This is a genomic window from Methylocystis parvus (assembly GCF_049675845.1).
GTDB classification, from domain to species: Bacteria; Pseudomonadota; Alphaproteobacteria; order Rhizobiales; family Beijerinckiaceae; genus Methylocystis; species Methylocystis parvus_A.
In genome coordinates, this window is the sequence record NZ_CP187161.1 from 2,566,051 (window position 1) to 2,580,866 (window position 14,816).

A 14,816-nucleotide genomic window follows, 5' to 3' on the forward strand; every position below is an offset into this window, starting at 1 on the left:
GGCGAAATTGGAGACCCCATGAGCGACGCGGCGACGACGGCGAAAATCCTGTGGCGCGGCGCGCGCATGAAATGCCCGCATTGCGGCGAAGGACGCCTTTTCAAGAGTTATCTGAAGCGCGACGACGCCTGTCCGCATTGCGGCGAGAGCTTCGACGGCCTCGACGCCGATGACGGGCCAGCCTGGCTCACCATCGGTCTCGTCGCCCACATCGTCGTGCCGCTGCTGATCTTCCTCGAACGCGGGGAGCTGATGCCCTATTGGCAGGAAGCGGGGATATTGATGCTCGTGACGATCGTCTCGGCGCTGATTTTCCTGCCGATCTCGAAGGGCTTCTTCGTCGCAGCTCTCTGGCTGATTAACAGGAAGCCGGCTTGAAGGGTTCGTTCTGACGCCCCTCGCGCTTCGAGACGCCTGCTTGCGCAGGCTCCTCAGCATGAGGGGCTCTTGCATCTGGCGCCAAACACTTACGCCTCATCCCGAGGAGCGAGCGAAAGCTCGCGTCTCGAAGGACGAGGCCGCCTTAGAGGTTTGGCGGCAACCGCACGCCTGCGAGAGCGCAGCAAGGGGCGCCTGTCGCGCGCTTACGCGATCAGCGCCGCCTCGGGCTTCGCGACCGGCTCCGGCGCCACGGGCGGGAAAGCCAGCTTTGGCTCCCAATAGCTGCCGCGATCGAACATGTAGCGCGCCTGGGCGTATTGGAAGAGAATGCGCGCGACGATGGTCATGGTCTCGGGCTTGCGCACCGCGGCGCCCCAGACCTTGTTCCACATGCGACCTTCCGCCGTCCCATATTTCGTGATGCGCGACATCGCCGCCTGAACGGCCTGCTTCTCGATCTCGCGCAGCGCATTTTGATCCATGGGCCGCGGCGCCGGGCCGTTGCGATGGCGTCCGAAGCTGTCGATGAGATGCAGCATGCGCTCCTGAAAGGCAGCGGGCGCGTAGAGCGCGTTGCAGAGATTCTGCATCCCGTGATGCAACTCCTCCATGCTCATCGTCATGCACTGGATGTTGGAGCTCCAGGGCACGGCCTGCGTCTCCACGCCGCCGGTGAGTAGCCGTCCCTCGCTTTGAATGCGGTCGTAGAGCGGCGTCGCCTCGGAGGCCATCAGCGCGCCGAGGCTGAAGATCGGGATCGGCGTCTGCATGGCGAACTCATACTGCTGCGCGAAGACGCCGGGGCCGTCGTGATCGAAGCCGACGATCATGCCGCCCATGACGGACATGCCGCGGTCGACGAGCTTCTGGATTTCGTCGACGAGGCTGATCTTGAGATTTTGCCGTTTGCCGGTTTCGCGCAGACTCTCGAGATTCGGCGTCTCGATCCCGACGAAAACCTGCGTCAGGCCGGCCGCGACGCACATGTCGAGCAGTTCGTCGTCGCGCGTCGCGTCGATGGAGATTTGCGTGACGAACTCCATCGGCTTGTCGCGGCGCCATTCGGCGATCGCCGCGAGCAGCTCCTTGCAATGGGCGCGATAGGCCGTGAAATTGTCGTCGGCGAGAAATGTCGTGCGATAGCCGACCTTCCACAGCGCGTCGATCTCCGCGATGACGTTGCCGATCGGCTTGTGACGCTGCTTGCGGCCGAGATACTGGATGACGTCGCAGAATTCGCATTCGAAGGGGCAGCCGCGCGAGGTCTGCACGGCGCCGAGCATGGCGCGGTCATTGTTGTAGAGATCCCAGCGCGGCCGCGGCGAATTCCCAAGCGACGGCTTGTCGCCGAAATAGCCGTCTTTCAAGCGCCGCCCGGCGAGATCAGCGAAGAAGCCGTCCGCGATTTCTTCGATCTCGCCGCAGACGAGCGCGTCACAATGGTCCCGCAGCCGCGCGGGCGAAAGGCTGGCGTAGGGGCCGCCGATGACGACCGTCTTGCCGCGGCGGCGGAATTCATCGGCGATGGCGACCATTCGCAGCCGCTGGCTAACCTTGCCGGTGACGAGAATGAAGTCTGAAGCGTCGTCGAAGTCGACCGGCTCGACGGCCTCGTCGCAAAGCCTGATCCTGAAATCGGCGGGGGCAAAAGCGGCGACGGTCGCGCTCGCGAGATCGGCCATCATCACGCCGCCGGGATAGCCCGACGCGCCGAGAACCTCGCCGCCGAAATAGGTCGGAAAATCGCCTGCCGGGTTGATGATGTAGAGCGATGTCATAGCCAAGCCCAAGCAATTGAAATCAGTTACACTATTTCATTGCCCGGCTTGTCTCGCAAGCTGAAGCGTCGTGGCGAAAACAGCATAGTATTCGCCAGCAATCAGCTGCGTTTCAACTCTGATGATGCAGAAAAGCGCTCGCGCGACCCGCAAATTCAACGCATGGAAAAGCGCGCGGCTTCAGCCCTTCCTGAAAGGCTTCACCTCGGTCAGCGTCCATTCCGCCGTCTTCTCGCGGCAGGCGGCGCCCTGCAGCCGCTCGATCGATTCGCTGGCGGAAACGTCGGCGAGGAAAGCGCGGCAAATTTTGCCGTCGAGGGGATAAGCCTGCCCGACCGGCGTGAAGGAGCCCTTGGCGCCCGATTGCGGATTGTCCCAATTGACGCTCGCGCCGCTCCCTTGCGGATCGAGGGCCGTGCTCAACGCCGCAATCGCGCGACGAACGTCCTCCGTATCGAGATGGCGCGACAGCTTGAGCGGCGGCTTGGCGATGGAGCCGGTCACGTCTTCCGGCGCGCCTTGCCACATGGGCGAATTGTTGGAGGAAGAGACGGGAATCGCGATGGAGCAGCTCGAGAGCGCGCAGACGGCGACAAATGAGGCGAGGATGGCGACCGGCGGGAATTGAGCGGAGAGGCCGGCTTCTATATGTCTGTTACGCGAGAACTGCAAAGCGCCACCTTCAAACGCGTGCGCCCCTGGCGGGCGCTTGGGAGAGGATTTTCGCGTGAACGCGTTAACGTCGAGTGACTTCGTCGAGGCGGCCGAACCCTTCGACCTTTTCAGCCAGTGGTTCGAGGACGCGAAGGCCAAAGAGCTGAACGACCCGGAAGCCATGGTCGTCGCGACGGCCAATGCCGACGGCCTTCCAGACGCGCGCATGGTGCTGATGAAGGAATGGAGTCCCGAGGGCTTCGTCTTCTACACCAACGCCGAAAGCGCCAAGGGCCGCCAGCTCGCCGAAAACCCCAAGGCGGCGGGTCTTTTCCACTGGAAGTCGCTGCGCCGTCAGGTGCGCCTGCGCGGCCCGGTGGAGCCGGTGAGCGAGGCCGAATCGGACGCCTATTACGACAGCCGCCCGCGCGATTCGCGCATCGGCGCCTGGGCGAGCCAGCAGTCGCGGCCGCTCGAAAGCCGCTTCGCGCTCGAAAAGGCCGTTGCGAGCTACGCGGCCAAATACGCCATTGGCGAGATCCCCCGCCCGCCCTACTGGCGCGGATTCCGAATCAAACCGGTCGCCATGGAGTTCTGGCAGGACCGTCCCTTCCGCCTGCACGACCGCGTGCGCTTCTTCCGCGAGGCGCCGGGTCAGGACTGGCGCAAGGAACGGCTTTATCCATGAGGCGCGCCGGCGCGACGGCGCTTCTTTCGGCCTGCCTGCTCGCCGCCCCGGCGCAGGCGCAGGGGATCTTCGATCTTTTTGGTCCCGACCGGCCCGCCGCCCGCGCGCCGCGCCCCGCGCGTGACATTCCCCGCGCCGAGAAGAAGAAGCCCGAGACGAAAAAAAAGCGCGAGGCGGGGAAGGGGCAGCCGCCGCAAGGCGCGAAGACCGAAGCCAAGCAAGGGGCCGCCGGCGCCGAGGCGCCGCCGCCGCCCTATGAGACGCAGCTCGTGCGGCTCTCAGAGATCATGGGCGCGCTGGTCTTCCTGCGGGACATTTGCGGCGACAAGGACGCCGAGGACTGGCGCGAGAAAATGTCGGCGCTGCTCGACGCCGAGGCTCCGAACGGGCCCCGCCACGACAAATATGTCGCCGCCTTCAATCGCGGCTTTCGCGGCTATGAGCTGACTTACCGGGCCTGCACCGCCAACGCCAGAGCCGCCACAAACCGTTATCTGGACGAGGCCGCGAAGATCTCGCGCGACGTCACTTACCGCTTCGGCAGCCCTTAAGAATCTTTTCAATTGTGAATTAACCTTTTGGAAAGACGCGTGTCGCGCGAGCTGCTCGGCTTGGCTAAAGTGATTCTCATGACGCAGCTGACTTTAGCCTCCTTCGACGAGACCGGCGCCGAGCAACACCGCGCCGCGCTGGCCTATGTGACCGAAGCCTTCGCCGAAGCGATTCTCGCGGGAATCGAAAGCGATTCCTTCGCCCACGCGGCTTTGTCGGCGGCGTTGCGCGAATTGGTCGCGACCTATGGCGAAGAGAGCGTCGCGGCCTTCACGCAGGCCCTGCCAGACCGCATTCGCGCAGGGGAATTTACCTTCGCCCTGCGGCATTGAGAGGCAGAGCCGCGCTTCCGCCAAAAGGCGACTGACTTTTGCGTCTAAATCGGGCAGAACAGCCCGGCGTATCGGCGCGGCGGGCGAATTTTGCGCAGGCCCGCGCGCATATCGGCACGGCCCGCCCGGCGGCGCCCCGGACGAGAAATGACCCGCACCATCCTCTGTCTCGCTCGCCACGGCGAGACGAATTGGAACATTGAACGGCGTTTCCAGGGCCAGTTCGACATCGCGCTCAACGCGCGCGGCCGCGCCCAGGCGCAGGCTCTCGCGCGCGAACTCGCCGGCGCGCATTTCGACCGCGTCTATTCGAGCGATCTGCGCCGCGCCATGAACACGGCCGCCCCCATCGCGCAGGCGCTGGGCCTGCCCGTCCTCGCCACGCAGCGCCTGCGCGAGAAGGACGACGGGGCCTGGCAGGGCCACACCCACGCCGAGGTGCAGGTCAAATACGCCGACGACTATCCGCATTATCTCGCGCGCAAGGCGGATTTCGCCGCGCCCGAAGGCGAGACGCTGGAGGAATTCGCCCGCCGCGTCCGCTCGGTCCTCACCGACATCGCCAAAGAAAGCGCCGGCCTCACCGTCCTCGTCGTCGCCCATGCCGGCGTGCTGGACGTCGCCTGGCGCATGGCGACCGGCAAGGGCCTCGGCGAGAAGCGCGAGCACCCCGTGCTCAACGCGACGCCCAACTGGATCGCCTTTGAGGACGGGAACTGGTCGCTCGTGAACTGGGCGCAGCCGGAGGGCCGCCCCGAGATCGCCGCGCCTTGGGACGGGCTGACCCTCCCCCGCCGCGAAGCCGCCCGCGCGCTGATCGTCAACCCGAAGGGCGAGGCGCTGCTCATGCAGTACGCCGGCGGCCTCTTGCCGCATTTTCTGGCGCTCGGCCATCATCATTTCTGGGCGACGCCGGGCGGCGCGCTGAAGGAGGACGAGAGCTTCGAGGACGCCCTGCGCCGCGAAGTGCGCGAGGAGACGGGGTTGATCCTTAAAGGCGATCCCGGCCCCGTCGTAGCGACGCGCGAATTCCCCATGGAGCTCGGCGACGATTGGCAGCAGGCGGTCGAACGCTATTTCCTCGTCGAGACGGAAGAGTTCGCGCCCTCGCCCGAAAACCTCACCCCCGAGGAGAAGGTTCACACGCTGGGCTGGCGCTGGTGGTCGGCGGACGCGATCGCGGCCTCTGACGAACTGATCTTCCCGGAAGGGCTCGAGGCCCTCCTGCGCAAGGTGATTTCGTAAAGGTCGCGCCCCTCCGGCCGGCGCGCCCGGCTTGGAGGCAATGATTGGCGTCGACCGCCCCTTCGATTCGCACCAGCGCCGACCTGCGCCGCTCCGTGGCGGTGCCGGATGGCGGCCGGCTTCTCAAGCGGCTCTTTGTTTTCTTAGGCCCCGGCTATCTCGTCGCCACCGGCTATATGGACCCCGGCAATTGGGCCACGGCGCTGGCCGGCGGCTCGAAGTTCGGGACGGCGCTGCTCTTTGTCGCCGTGCTGTCGAGCCTGATGGCCATTGTGCTGCAATCGCTTTCCGCGCGGCTCGGCGTCGGCGCCGGACTCGACCTCGCCCAGGCTTGCCGGGCCCATGCGCCCTACCCGATCGCCATTGGACTTTGGCTCCTCGCCGAGGCGGGGATTTTCGCGACGGACCTCGCCGAGGTCATCGGCACGGCGGTCGGGCTGCAACTGCTCTTCGGCCTGCCGCTCGCGCTCGGCATCGTCGCCACGGCGCTGGACACGTTTCTCATTCTCGCCATGGAGCGGCTGGGCTTCCGAAAGATCGAGCTTTTCGTCGTCGGGATGCTGGGCCTGATCGGCTTTTGCTTCGCAGCGCAGCTCGCTTTGGCCCGTCCCGATCTCTCCGAGGTCGCGCGCGGCCTCGCGCCGACGCGGCGCTTCGTCTCCGACCCCGACATGCTCTATCTCGGCCTCGGCATTCTCGGCGCGACGGTGATGCCGCATAATCTCTTCCTGCACTCCTTCGTGGTGCAGACGCGCGCCGTGGCCGCCTCCACCGAAAAAAAGCGCGAGGCCCTGCGTTTCGCCGTCATCGACAGCGGGCTCGCGCTGTTCTTCGCGCTATTGGTCAATGGCGCGATCCTCGTGCTGGCGGCGGCGGTCTTTCACGCGAGCGGCCACACGGAAGTGGCCGAGCTCGGCGACGCTCACCGCCTCATTTCGCCGCTGCTCGGCGAGCCCGTCGCCGCGACCCTCTTCGCCGTCGCGCTCATCGCCTGCGGCCTCAACTCCACCGTGACGGCGACGCTCGCCGGGCAGATCGTGATGGAGGGCTTCCTCCACCTGCGGCTGTCGCCGGCGGTCCGGCGCCTCGTCACCCGCGTCATCGCCATCGCGCCGGCGATCGCCGTGACGCTTTACGCGGGCGAAAGCGCGACGGCCCGACTTCTGGTCCTGAGCCAGGTGGCGCTCAGCCTGACCCTCCCCTTCGCCGTGGTTCCGCTGGTCATCTTCACCGCGCGGCGCGACATCATGGGCGCCCTCGTCGCCCCGCGCCGCACGACCGCCGTCGCGGCCGTCATCGCCGCGCTGATCGTCGCGCTCAACGTAAAGCTGCTCTGCGACGCGTTGTTCGCCTGATTTCAAGGAACAAGGCGCTGGCTTGCCGCGTTCGACCGGAAAACCTCGAACCGGGCTGACCGTCATGAAAGTTCATTCCCTCGGCGCCGCCGAAATCGAAAAGGCCCTCATCTCTCCCGCTTCCGTCTTCGACGAACCTTCCGAAGTGGTCGAGACAAGGGCGCTCGCCAAATTGATGAAGATCGAAATTCTCAAGCGCTGGGAGCTGGACGCGCGGGCGCTGCAGCGCGCGACGGAGGAGAACATGTGCGGCGGGGAGCCGGCGCCCCTCGACGCGGTCAACGCCGCGCTCGCCATTCTCGACCCCACGGGCGACGCGCTGGCGGATTTCTCGAAAGCGCCGACAAAGCTCTGACATTCCAAGCCGCGCCGCCGCTTGCGTTAGGCCCGCGCTTCTCCCACATATTAGTCCAGACATCTGCGCCCGCGCCGCTTTCGGGCGGGCGCTTCCATGGGCTATTGGACCAAAATGCGCGACCCTTACGACGTTCTCGGAGTACCCAAGTCAGCGAGCCCGGCCGACATCAAGAAGGCCTATCGTACGCTCGCGAAAAAATATCATCCCGACCGCAACAAGGACGACGCGAAGGCCAAGGAGCGCTTCGCGGAGATCAATACGGCCTATGAAATCGTCGGCGACGAGAAGAAGAAGGCCCAATTCGACCGCGGCGAGATCGGCCCCGACGGCAAGCCCAAGGGGTTCGAAGGTTTCGGGGCGGGGCCGGGCGGCTTCACGCGCGGCTGGCGCACCGCCGGCGGCGCGCCGGGCGGCGACCAGCATTTCGAATTCAATTTCGGCGGCGGACAGGGCGGCGGCGCCGGCGGCTTCGACCCGAGCGACCTTTTCGCTGATCTCTTCGGCGGGCGCCGGCGCGCACAGGCTCAGCCCACGCGCGGCGACGACGTGGTCGCGACCGCGACGGTGCCGCTCGAAACCGTCGCCAGGGGCGGCTCAGCTCGGGTGATCCTGCCCTCCGGACGCACTTTGGAGGTGAAGATCCCGGCAGGCGTCGAGGAAGGCCAGCAGATCCGCCTGCGCGGCCAGGGCCAGCCCGGCCTGCGCGGCGGCGAGCCCGGCGACGCGCTCGTGACCGTGAAGGTCGCGGCGCATCCTTATTTCAAGGTAGAGGGGCGCGATCTGCGCGTCGAGCTGCCGGTGGCGGTTTACGAAGCCGCTCTCGGCGCCAAGGTGCAGACGCCGACCCTCGACGGCAAGGTGGAGCTCGCCGTGCCGGCCGGCTCCAATGGCGGCCGCACGCTGCGCCTGCGCGGCAAGGGCCTGCCCGCGACCGACGCGAAGCCGGCGGGCGACCTCTATGTGTCGCTGAAAATCATGCTGCCCGAGGAGCCCGACGCCGATTTCGAGGCGAGGATGCGGGAGCTTCGGGACCGGCACGGCTATGACCCGCGCCGGAAGATGGTGTGAGCCGCCTTTCTGAAAGGCTGTCCTAGCCGCATCGCCCCCCACCCCTGCCCCTCCCCGCCACTTCGTGGGGGGAGGGAAGTCGCCGGGGCGTCCGGGATCGCGAACAGCACTCGAAAAGCTGGGAGTATAGCGACCTCCCTCCCCCCACGGAGTGGCGGGGAGGGATTAAGGGTGGGGGGCAATGCGGCTCCATGAGCGCTGCAAAGGACATCCTCCCAAGCCTCCGACCTTGACCCGCGCGCCATTCCGCGCGACCTAGGGCCAAAGTTCAACGGAGCCGCGACGAGAGCCATGACAGACGCCGTCGAAACCCGCCTGCCCGATCCCGTTTCCGCCGAACCCGCGACGCGCAAGAAAACCTGCGCCGTCCGCATCGGCAAAGGCCCGGGGTCGGTCATCGTCGGCGGCGGGGCGCCCATCGTCGTGCAGTCCATGACCAACACGGACACGGCGGACGTCGATTCGACGGTCACGCAGGTTCTGGCCCTGGCGCAGCAGGGGTCGGAGCTGGTGCGCATCACCGTCGACCGCGACGAGGCCGCTGCGGCCGTCCCGCATATTTTCGAAAAGCTCGCGAAGAAGGGGTGTCACGTCCCGCTCGTCGGCGACTTCCATTACATCGGCCACAAGCTCCTCGCCGATCATCCGGCCTGCGCCGAGGCGCTCGCCAAATATCGCATCAATCCCGGCAATGTCGGCTTCAAGGACAAGAAGGACCGGCAGTTCGCGGCGATCGTCGAGCTTGCGGCCAAGCACGACAAGGCCGTGCGCATCGGCGCGAATTGGGGGTCGCTCGATCAGGAGCTGCTGACCCATCTCATGGACATCAACGCGGCCTCGGACCGCCCGATCGACGCGCGCGCCGTGACGCGCGAGGCGCTGGTGCGCTCCGCGCTGATCTCCGCCGCCCGCGCCGAAGAGATCGGGCTGAAGAAGGACCGCATCGTGATCTCCGCCAAGGTCTCCGCGGTGCAGGATCTCATCGCCGTCTATCGCATGCTCGCGGCGCGCAGCGATTACGCGCTGCATCTCGGCCTCACCGAAGCCGGCATGGGCTCCAAGGCATCGTCGCCTCCGCCTCGGCGCTCGGCGTGCTGCTCCAGGACGGGCATCGGCGACACGATCCGCGTCTCGCTCACGCCCGAGCCCGGCGGCGACCGCACGCTCGAAGTGAAGGTCGCGCAGGAAATCCTGCAGACCATGGGCTTCCGCACTTTCGTGCCGCTCGTCGCCGCCTGCCCGGGCTGCGGCCGCACCACCTCGACGGTATTCCAGGAACTCGCGCGCGACATTCAGGAGCACATTCGCGAGCGCATGCCGATCTGGCGCGCGCAATATCCGGGCGTCGAGACGCTCAATGTCGCGGTGATGGGCTGCATCGTGAACGGCCCCGGCGAGATCGAAGCACGCCGATATCGGCATCTCGCTCCCCGGCACGGGCGAGACCCCGGCGCCCCGGTCTTCATCGACGGCAAGAAGGCGATGACGCTGCGCGGCGAGGGGATCGCCGAGGAATTCACGAAGATCGTCGACGAGTACGTCGTGCGCCGCTATGGCGGCGTGAAGGAAGGCGAGGCGGCGGAGTAAACCCCCTCCCCAACCCTCCCCCGCTGCGCGGGAGAGGGAGCGGATCGCCGCCTTCATCGACAACGTGGCTCATGAGCGTCCCCTCTCCCGCTTGCGGGGGAGGGTCAGGGAGGGGGCCCTTGGGCTAACCCATAAGCGCGGCCGCCGCCCGCAAGTCACGCCACGCCGTGGGCTTGAGGCCCGGACTTTTCAGAAGTGAATCGAGACTGTTGAACACGAAGGCGCGCGCCGCATGCGCGCCGCATTGGACCTCGAACGCCTTCCCCCGGAGCTTCCCGACCGGCTCGTTCGTCGCGAGCAGCGCCCGCGCCGGCGCCTCGCCGAAAAGCAGCAGAACCTGTGGCCGCGCCAGCTCGACATGGCGGCGCGCGAAGGGCGCGAAGATGGCGAGTTGCTGCGGCGTCATGGACATCACGCCCGGCGGGCGCCAGGGCGAAACGTAAGCGAGATAGGCGCTCTCGCGGGAGCGCCCGATCGCCTTGAGCATATTGTCCAGCAGCCGCGCCTGATCGCCGCAAAAGGCGTCGCCCGTCGATTCCTCCGCGACGCCCGGCGCGCCGTCGAGAACCATGAGCGGGGCGCCGGGAGTTCCGGCGGCGAACAGGAAATGCTGCGCCATCTCGCGGAAGGGCGCGTGCGGGAAGTTGGCGAGCGCGGCGGCGAGCTGTTCGAGCGTATCAGCGCCCGCCGCAGCTTCTTCGGCGGCGCGCGCGGCGTCGTCCGGCGCGGCGATGACGGGCGCCGGGCGCGGACGGGCCGCTGGCTCCAGCCCCGGCGGCGGCGCGCGGGGCGCGAGCGGCGGGGCCGCGACGGGCGCCTCTACCGGCCGCTGGCTGTCGGCGTAACGATCATGCGGCGCCTCGTCGAGCGCGAGATCGACGCCGCTCTCGACATACCAGTCGAGAAGCGCGAGGAGCGCGGCGCGCGTTTCGGGCGGGTGAGCGAGGGCCATCTCAACGGAGTTTAGCCCAACCGTTCGACCGCGTCATGGCCGGGCTGTCCCGGCTATGACAGCAGTGGGGACAAGGCGGTTCAACAGCAGCGAAAAGCGCGCTCGCCGCCGGCGCCGAAGCGGGCGTTCTCGCGCGCGCGGAAAAATTCCGCGCGCGACATGATGTTTCGATCCTCGTGCTTCGCGCGCATATGCGCGACATAGGCGTCGTAATCGCCCTGCCCGACCATCAGCCGCGCGCCGTCGCGCAGCTTGGTAGCGAGCTTCGAGAGATCGAGCCGGAAGCTACGCTCCTGCGGGCAGCAATTCATCTTCGCTCTCCCGCGTGGTGACGGCGTCGCTCGCGCGCGCGGCCCGAATGGATTTGATGGCGAAGCCGAGGATCGACAGCACCAGCACGATGTAGATCGCGCAAAGGCTCGCATCGACATAGTCGTTGAAGATGACCCGATGCATTTCCTCGACGGTCTTGGCCGGCGCGAGCAATTGTCCCTTGTCGAGCGCAGCCGCGAATTTCCTGGCGTGGGCGAGGAAGCCGATCTTCGGATCGTCGTGGAAAATCTTCTCCAGCCCCGCCGTCATGGTGCAGATGTAGAGCCATGTCGTAGGGATGATCGCGACGAAGGCGTAGCGCTCGCGCTTCATGCGGAAAAGGACGACCGAGCAGAGCGTCAGCGCCATGCACGGCGAGCATCTGATTGGCGATGCCAAACAACGGCCAGAGCGTGTTGATGCCGCCCAGCGGATCGACGACGCCCTGATAGAGAAAATAGCCCCAGCCCGTGACGGCGATGGCTGTCGCGGCGATGTTGGCGCTCCAGGACTTCGTGGCCTTGAACGAGGGAATTGCACTACCGACGAGATCCTGAATCATGAAACGCGCGACGCGTGTTCCAGCGTCGATCGTCGTCAGAATGAACAGCGCCTCGAACAGAATCGCGAAGTGATACCAGAAGGCCATCAAGGCTTTGCCGCCGAGGGCATTCGAGAGAATATGCGCCATGCCGACGGCGAGCGTCGGCGCGCCGCCGGTGCGCGAAAGAATGGACGCTTCGCCCACATCGGCCGCGGCCTGCTTTAAAACGTCAGGGGTTATCGCAAAGCCCCATCCTGAAATTGCTGAGGCGGCAGTTTCGGGTCGAGCCGATCACGCGCGGCGCGCTGTTCATGCGAAATAGACGCCGGGCTCGAGACAGGTCGCGGCGATGAGCGCCATGATCGCGACGAAGCTTTCCATCAGCATCGCGCCATAGCCGATGGCGCGGGAATTCACTTCGTTGTCGATCATCTTCGGCGTCGTGCCCGACGAAACGAGCGCGTGGAAGCCGGAGATTGCGCCGCAGGCAATCGTAATGAAAAGGAAGGGAAAGGCTGCCGGCGAAGACCGGCCCCGTGCCGTCGACGAATTTCGTCACGCCGGCATTTTGAGGTCGGGCCAGACGATGAAGATGCCGAGCGCCAGCGCGACGATCGTGCCGATCTTGAGGAAGGTCGAGAGATAGTCGCGCGGCGCGAGCAGCAGCCAGACGGGCAGCACCGACGCGACGAAGCCGTAGCGATCAGCATGAAGGCGAGCGTCTCGCCCTTATAGGTGAAAAGCGGCGCCAGAGTCGCGCTCTCGGCGACGTTGCGGCCGAAGGCGAGACTGCATCAGCAACACGAAGCCGATGAGCGACATTTCGCCGATACGTCCTGGCCGCAGAAGCGCCCGTAGACGCCCATGACAATGGCGATCGGGATGGTCATCACCACGGTGAATGTGGCCCAGGGGCTATGCGTCAGGGCTTTGACGACGACGAGCGCCAGCACGGCGAGCAGGATCACCATGATGATCAGGACGCCAATCATCGCCGTCGTGCCGGCGAGCGTACCGAGTTCGGTTCGGATCATTTCGCCCAGTGAACGGCCGTCGCGGCGTACAGATGCCCAAAGAATGATGAAATCCTGCACGGCACCCGCGAAGACTGCGCCTGCGACCAGCCAGAGCGTTCCCGGCAAATAGCCCATCTGCGCCGCGAGCACAGGGCCGACGAGGGGACCCGCGCCGGCGATGGCCGCGAAATGATGGCCGAACAGCACCGTTTTGTCGTTGGGCATAATCGAGCCCGTCATTGAAGCGTTGGGCAGGGGTCTGGCGATTTGGATCGAGCTGGAGAACTTTGTTTGCGATGAAGCGCGCGTAGAAGCGATCAGCCGATGGCGTAGACGCAGATCGCGGCCGTGACGAGCCAGATCGCGTTGACCGGCTCGCGCCGCGCCGTTGCGAGCGTGTAGAGCGCATAAAAGGCGAGACAGAAAACGAGCGCCCAGGGGGCGAGGGAAATCGGCGATTGTCGAAACATGCGGGCGCGGCCAAAGGCCGATAAATTGGCGTAAAGGGCGCGCTCTTTGCGGCGCGCCCCGCTTCGCGGGTCGGCGTCGCTTATTGATAGACGCGCACCGTCCGCGTCGCGCCGAAGGGCCTCACGCCGAGATTGCCGCAGCCGTCGATGCCGATATCCGAGTCGCCGATAAAGGTCAGGGTGTTGCCGATGAGGTGGGTGCAATTGCCGGTCGGGCTCGCGCCGCCGGCGAAGGTCACCGCCGCTTCGGGCAGATAGACGGCGCCCGTGAGCGTTTGGGTGGAGCCGCCATTCAGCTTGAAGGATTGGCCCGCCGGCATGGCGCGGTCGCCATAAAAGACGATGCCCGCAATGCCGCCGGTCGCGGCTGCGTCCTGGGCGTTGGGCGCCTTGAGGTTCACCTGCGCGCCGCCATTGATCGTCATGGTAGGCCAATTGCCTCCCGAGCTCGAGGTGAAAACGATCGTGACTTTCTCGCCCTTCAGCTCGGCCTGGCCGTTGATCTTGAAGGCGCCGCCATCGATGACGTAGAGCCCGGGGTCGAGTTCGACCTCGGCCGTCGAATTGACCGCGAAGCCATTGCAGTAAACGCCCGGCTGAAGGTGATCGTCCGTCGACGTCGCGTAATTCGTGTGGTCGCATCCGGAGAAGGCGGGGAGCGGCACATCCGCATAGGGATCAAGCGTGCGCGGCTGGCCTTCGAGAACGCCTTGCGTCGCGACGATTTTGCTTTCTCCCTGCACATGGCCGTGCACGGAAATCATGTTCGCCCAGAGATTGGCGCTGCCGCTCACGTCGAGCGCCTGCGACGAGGCGGAATTGCCGTAAATGTTGCAATTGTGAAGCACCACGTCGGCATGGCCGTTGTACCAGATCGAATTGACGGCGGAGTCGTCGAGCGACAGGACGCAGCCGCCGCCGCCGGCCATCGTCGTCGCGGCCGAGGCCGTGGATGACGCGGAGACGCTGATATTGTCGAAATGCGCGAAGCGCATGACCGTTGTCGAAACCGTGCCCACCGCAGACACCTGATAGCGGTTATTCGAGGGTTCGGTCTCCGTGACCGCCACGGCGTAACGGTCCGCGGCGGGTCCGAGCTTCGCGGCGACGATATTCTGGGCGATCTGCTGACGCGCCGTCTGGGTGAGCGACGGATCGCTCGCCGCGACGGCGAGCGAAGCCGAGTCGACCGCAGCCTGAAGGCGCGAACGCAGTGTCACAGCGTTGCGGTAATCCAGCGCCACGCCCATCACCAGCATGGTCGGAATGAAGGACAGACCGAAGATGATGCCGACCGTTCCGGACGCGTCGGAACGGAAGGAGCTTCTGCTTTTCGAAGCCGTGCGGAAAAAGGTCATTGCTGCGCCCCCGTGGTAGCGGCGCGCATCTCTGCCCAGCGCGCCAATTGCTAACGACTGCAATTAAAGCGGGCGCGTATTTCGTTGAAAGTGGTAACGCTTCGATATGCTAAGGCGACTGTTTGCCGAATTGAAACAATTTGAAACGATTTCTCCAGGCCCTTGA

The 14,816-nt window shown here is 65.8% G+C and carries 16 protein-coding genes and 2 pseudogenes; 9 read left to right on the top strand and 9 right to left on the bottom strand.

Translation table 11 applies throughout. The annotated features are described in order from the left end of the window. Nucleotides 1-18: 18 nt before the first annotated feature. Nucleotides 19-378, top strand: coding sequence for a DUF983 domain-containing protein (locus ACPFMJ_RS13280; RefSeq protein WP_424360471.1), 360 nt, complete (start codon nucleotides 19-21; stop codon nucleotides 376-378). A gap of 206 nt (nucleotides 379-584) precedes the next feature. Here ACPFMJ_RS13280 and ACPFMJ_RS13285 read toward each other — a convergent pair whose 3' ends face one another. Together ACPFMJ_RS13285 and ACPFMJ_RS13290 are read right to left on the bottom strand one after the other, a co-directional pair. Then, nucleotides 585-2,159, bottom strand: a complete 1,575-nt coding sequence (locus tag ACPFMJ_RS13285; protein ID WP_424360472.1) for a radical SAM protein — start codon at nucleotides 2,157-2,159, stop codon at nucleotides 585-587. Nucleotides 2,160-2,339: 180 nt separating this feature from the next. After that, nucleotides 2,340-2,831 carry an RT0821/Lpp0805 family surface protein gene (locus ACPFMJ_RS13290; RefSeq protein WP_424360473.1) on the bottom strand — a complete coding sequence of 164 codons (492 nt, stop codon included), beginning with the start codon at nucleotides 2,829-2,831 and terminating at the stop codon, nucleotides 2,340-2,342. Nucleotides 2,832-2,886: 55 nt separating this feature from the next. On the opposite strand from ACPFMJ_RS13290, the gene pdxH reads away from it, so the two are divergent. From pdxH to ispG, 8 genes are all read left to right on the top strand, one after another. After that, nucleotides 2,887-3,501, top strand: coding sequence for a pyridoxamine 5'-phosphate oxidase (gene pdxH / locus ACPFMJ_RS13295; RefSeq protein WP_424360474.1), 615 nt, complete (start codon nucleotides 2,887-2,889; stop codon nucleotides 3,499-3,501). Then, on the top strand, nucleotides 3,498-4,052 hold the full coding sequence (locus ACPFMJ_RS13300; protein ID WP_424360475.1) for a TIGR02301 family protein: 555 nt from the start codon (nucleotides 3,498-3,500) through the stop codon (nucleotides 4,050-4,052). Before pdxH ends, ACPFMJ_RS13300 begins: the two co-directional genes overlap by 4 nt. 78 nt (nucleotides 4,053-4,130) lie before the next feature. Then, nucleotides 4,131-4,385 (top strand): hypothetical protein, encoded by a 255-nt coding sequence (locus ACPFMJ_RS13305; RefSeq protein ID WP_424363862.1) that lies wholly within the window; start codon nucleotides 4,131-4,133, stop codon nucleotides 4,383-4,385. 147 nt (nucleotides 4,386-4,532) lie between these two features. Beyond that, entirely contained in the window at nucleotides 4,533-5,630 is a 1,098-nt protein-coding gene (locus ACPFMJ_RS13310) for a histidine phosphatase family protein (RefSeq protein ID WP_424360476.1), read from the top strand. Between the two features lie 44 nt (nucleotides 5,631-5,674). Next, nucleotides 5,675-6,985, top strand: coding sequence for an Nramp family divalent metal transporter (locus tag ACPFMJ_RS13315; RefSeq protein ID WP_424360477.1), 1,311 nt, complete (start codon nucleotides 5,675-5,677; stop codon nucleotides 6,983-6,985). 64 nt (nucleotides 6,986-7,049) lie between these two features. Next, the gene (locus ACPFMJ_RS13320; RefSeq protein WP_424360478.1) at nucleotides 7,050-7,340 is read left to right on the top strand and encodes a hypothetical protein; all 291 of its coding nucleotides are present in this window, start codon (nucleotides 7,050-7,052) and stop codon (nucleotides 7,338-7,340) included. 114 nt (nucleotides 7,341-7,454) lie between these two features. Further along, nucleotides 7,455-8,411 carry a DnaJ C-terminal domain-containing protein gene (locus ACPFMJ_RS13325; protein ID WP_424363863.1) on the top strand — a complete coding sequence of 319 codons (957 nt, stop codon included), beginning with the start codon at nucleotides 7,455-7,457 and terminating at the stop codon, nucleotides 8,409-8,411. Nucleotides 8,412-8,702: 291 nt separating this feature from the next. Beyond that, nucleotides 8,703-9,998, top strand: a complete 1,296-nt coding sequence (ispG, locus tag ACPFMJ_RS13330) for a flavodoxin-dependent (E)-4-hydroxy-3-methylbut-2-enyl-diphosphate synthase (RefSeq protein WP_424360479.1) — start codon at nucleotides 8,703-8,705, stop codon at nucleotides 9,996-9,998. 124 nt (nucleotides 9,999-10,122) lie between these two features. On the opposite strand, the gene ACPFMJ_RS13335 is transcribed toward ispG, so the two are convergent. From ACPFMJ_RS13335 to ACPFMJ_RS13365, 7 genes and pseudogenes are all read right to left on the bottom strand, one after another. Then, nucleotides 10,123-10,950 carry a uracil-DNA glycosylase gene (locus ACPFMJ_RS13335; protein ID WP_424360480.1) on the bottom strand — a complete coding sequence of 276 codons (828 nt, stop codon included), beginning with the start codon at nucleotides 10,948-10,950 and terminating at the stop codon, nucleotides 10,123-10,125. A gap of 80 nt (nucleotides 10,951-11,030) precedes the next feature. Then, nucleotides 11,031-11,261, bottom strand: a complete 231-nt coding sequence (locus ACPFMJ_RS13340) for a YbdD/YjiX family protein (protein ID WP_424360481.1) — start codon at nucleotides 11,259-11,261, stop codon at nucleotides 11,031-11,033. Further along, nucleotides 11,236-11,631: a starvation-induced peptide utilization protein gene (locus ACPFMJ_RS13345; protein WP_424360482.1), complete on the bottom strand. Its 396-nt coding sequence runs from the start codon at nucleotides 11,629-11,631 to the stop codon at nucleotides 11,236-11,238. Before ACPFMJ_RS13345 ends, ACPFMJ_RS13340 begins: the two co-directional genes overlap by 26 nt. A 61-nt stretch (nucleotides 11,632-11,692) precedes the next feature. Beyond that, nucleotides 11,693-12,487, bottom strand: a pseudogene (locus tag ACPFMJ_RS13350) (carbon starvation CstA family protein); the annotation flags it as partial. 113 nt (nucleotides 12,488-12,600) lie between these two features. Continuing rightward, nucleotides 12,601-13,120, bottom strand: a pseudogene (locus tag ACPFMJ_RS13355) (carbon starvation CstA family protein). A 19-nt stretch (nucleotides 13,121-13,139) separates the two neighbouring features. Continuing rightward, entirely contained in the window at nucleotides 13,140-13,292 is a 153-nt protein-coding gene (locus tag ACPFMJ_RS13360) for a hypothetical protein (RefSeq protein WP_424363937.1), read from the bottom strand. Nucleotides 13,293-13,372: 80 nt separating this feature from the next. Continuing rightward, nucleotides 13,373-14,650: a TadE/TadG family type IV pilus assembly protein gene (locus ACPFMJ_RS13365; RefSeq protein ID WP_424360483.1), complete on the bottom strand. Its 1,278-nt coding sequence runs from the start codon at nucleotides 14,648-14,650 to the stop codon at nucleotides 13,373-13,375. Nucleotides 14,651-14,816 lie beyond the last annotated feature (166 nt).

Bases quoted from the DNA above. Each gene is read 5' to 3' on its own strand.
- ACPFMJ_RS13280 (WP_424360471.1), top strand. From the start codon at position 19: ATGAGCGACGCGGCGACGACGGCGAAAATCCTGTGGCGCGGCGCGCGC.
- ACPFMJ_RS13285 (WP_424360472.1), bottom strand. From the start codon at position 2,159: ATGACATCGCTCTACATCATCAACCCGGCAGGCGATTTTCCGACCTAT.
- ACPFMJ_RS13300 (WP_424360475.1), top strand. From the start codon at position 3,498: ATGAGGCGCGCCGGCGCGACGGCGCTTCTTTCGGCCTGCCTGCTCGCC.
- ACPFMJ_RS13305 (WP_424363862.1), top strand. From the start codon at position 4,131: ATGACGCAGCTGACTTTAGCCTCCTTCGACGAGACCGGCGCCGAGCAA.
- ACPFMJ_RS13310 (WP_424360476.1), top strand. From the start codon at position 4,533: ATGACCCGCACCATCCTCTGTCTCGCTCGCCACGGCGAGACGAATTGG.
- ACPFMJ_RS13320 (WP_424360478.1), top strand. From the start codon at position 7,050: ATGAAAGTTCATTCCCTCGGCGCCGCCGAAATCGAAAAGGCCCTCATC.
- ACPFMJ_RS13325 (WP_424363863.1), top strand. From the start codon at position 7,455: ATGCGCGACCCTTACGACGTTCTCGGAGTACCCAAGTCAGCGAGCCCG.
- ispG (WP_424360479.1), top strand. From the start codon at position 8,703: ATGACAGACGCCGTCGAAACCCGCCTGCCCGATCCCGTTTCCGCCGAA.
- ACPFMJ_RS13335 (WP_424360480.1), bottom strand. From the start codon at position 10,950: ATGGCCCTCGCTCACCCGCCCGAAACGCGCGCCGCGCTCCTCGCGCTT.
- ACPFMJ_RS13340 (WP_424360481.1), bottom strand. From the start codon at position 11,261: ATGAATTGCTGCCCGCAGGAGCGTAGCTTCCGGCTCGATCTCTCGAAG.
- ACPFMJ_RS13345 (WP_424360482.1), bottom strand. From the start codon at position 11,631: ATGGCGCTGACGCTCTGCTCGGTCGTCCTTTTCCGCATGAAGCGCGAG.
- ACPFMJ_RS13360 (WP_424363937.1), bottom strand. From the start codon at position 13,292: ATGTTTCGACAATCGCCGATTTCCCTCGCCCCCTGGGCGCTCGTTTTC.
- ACPFMJ_RS13365 (WP_424360483.1), bottom strand. From the start codon at position 14,650: ATGACCTTTTTCCGCACGGCTTCGAAAAGCAGAAGCTCCTTCCGTTCC.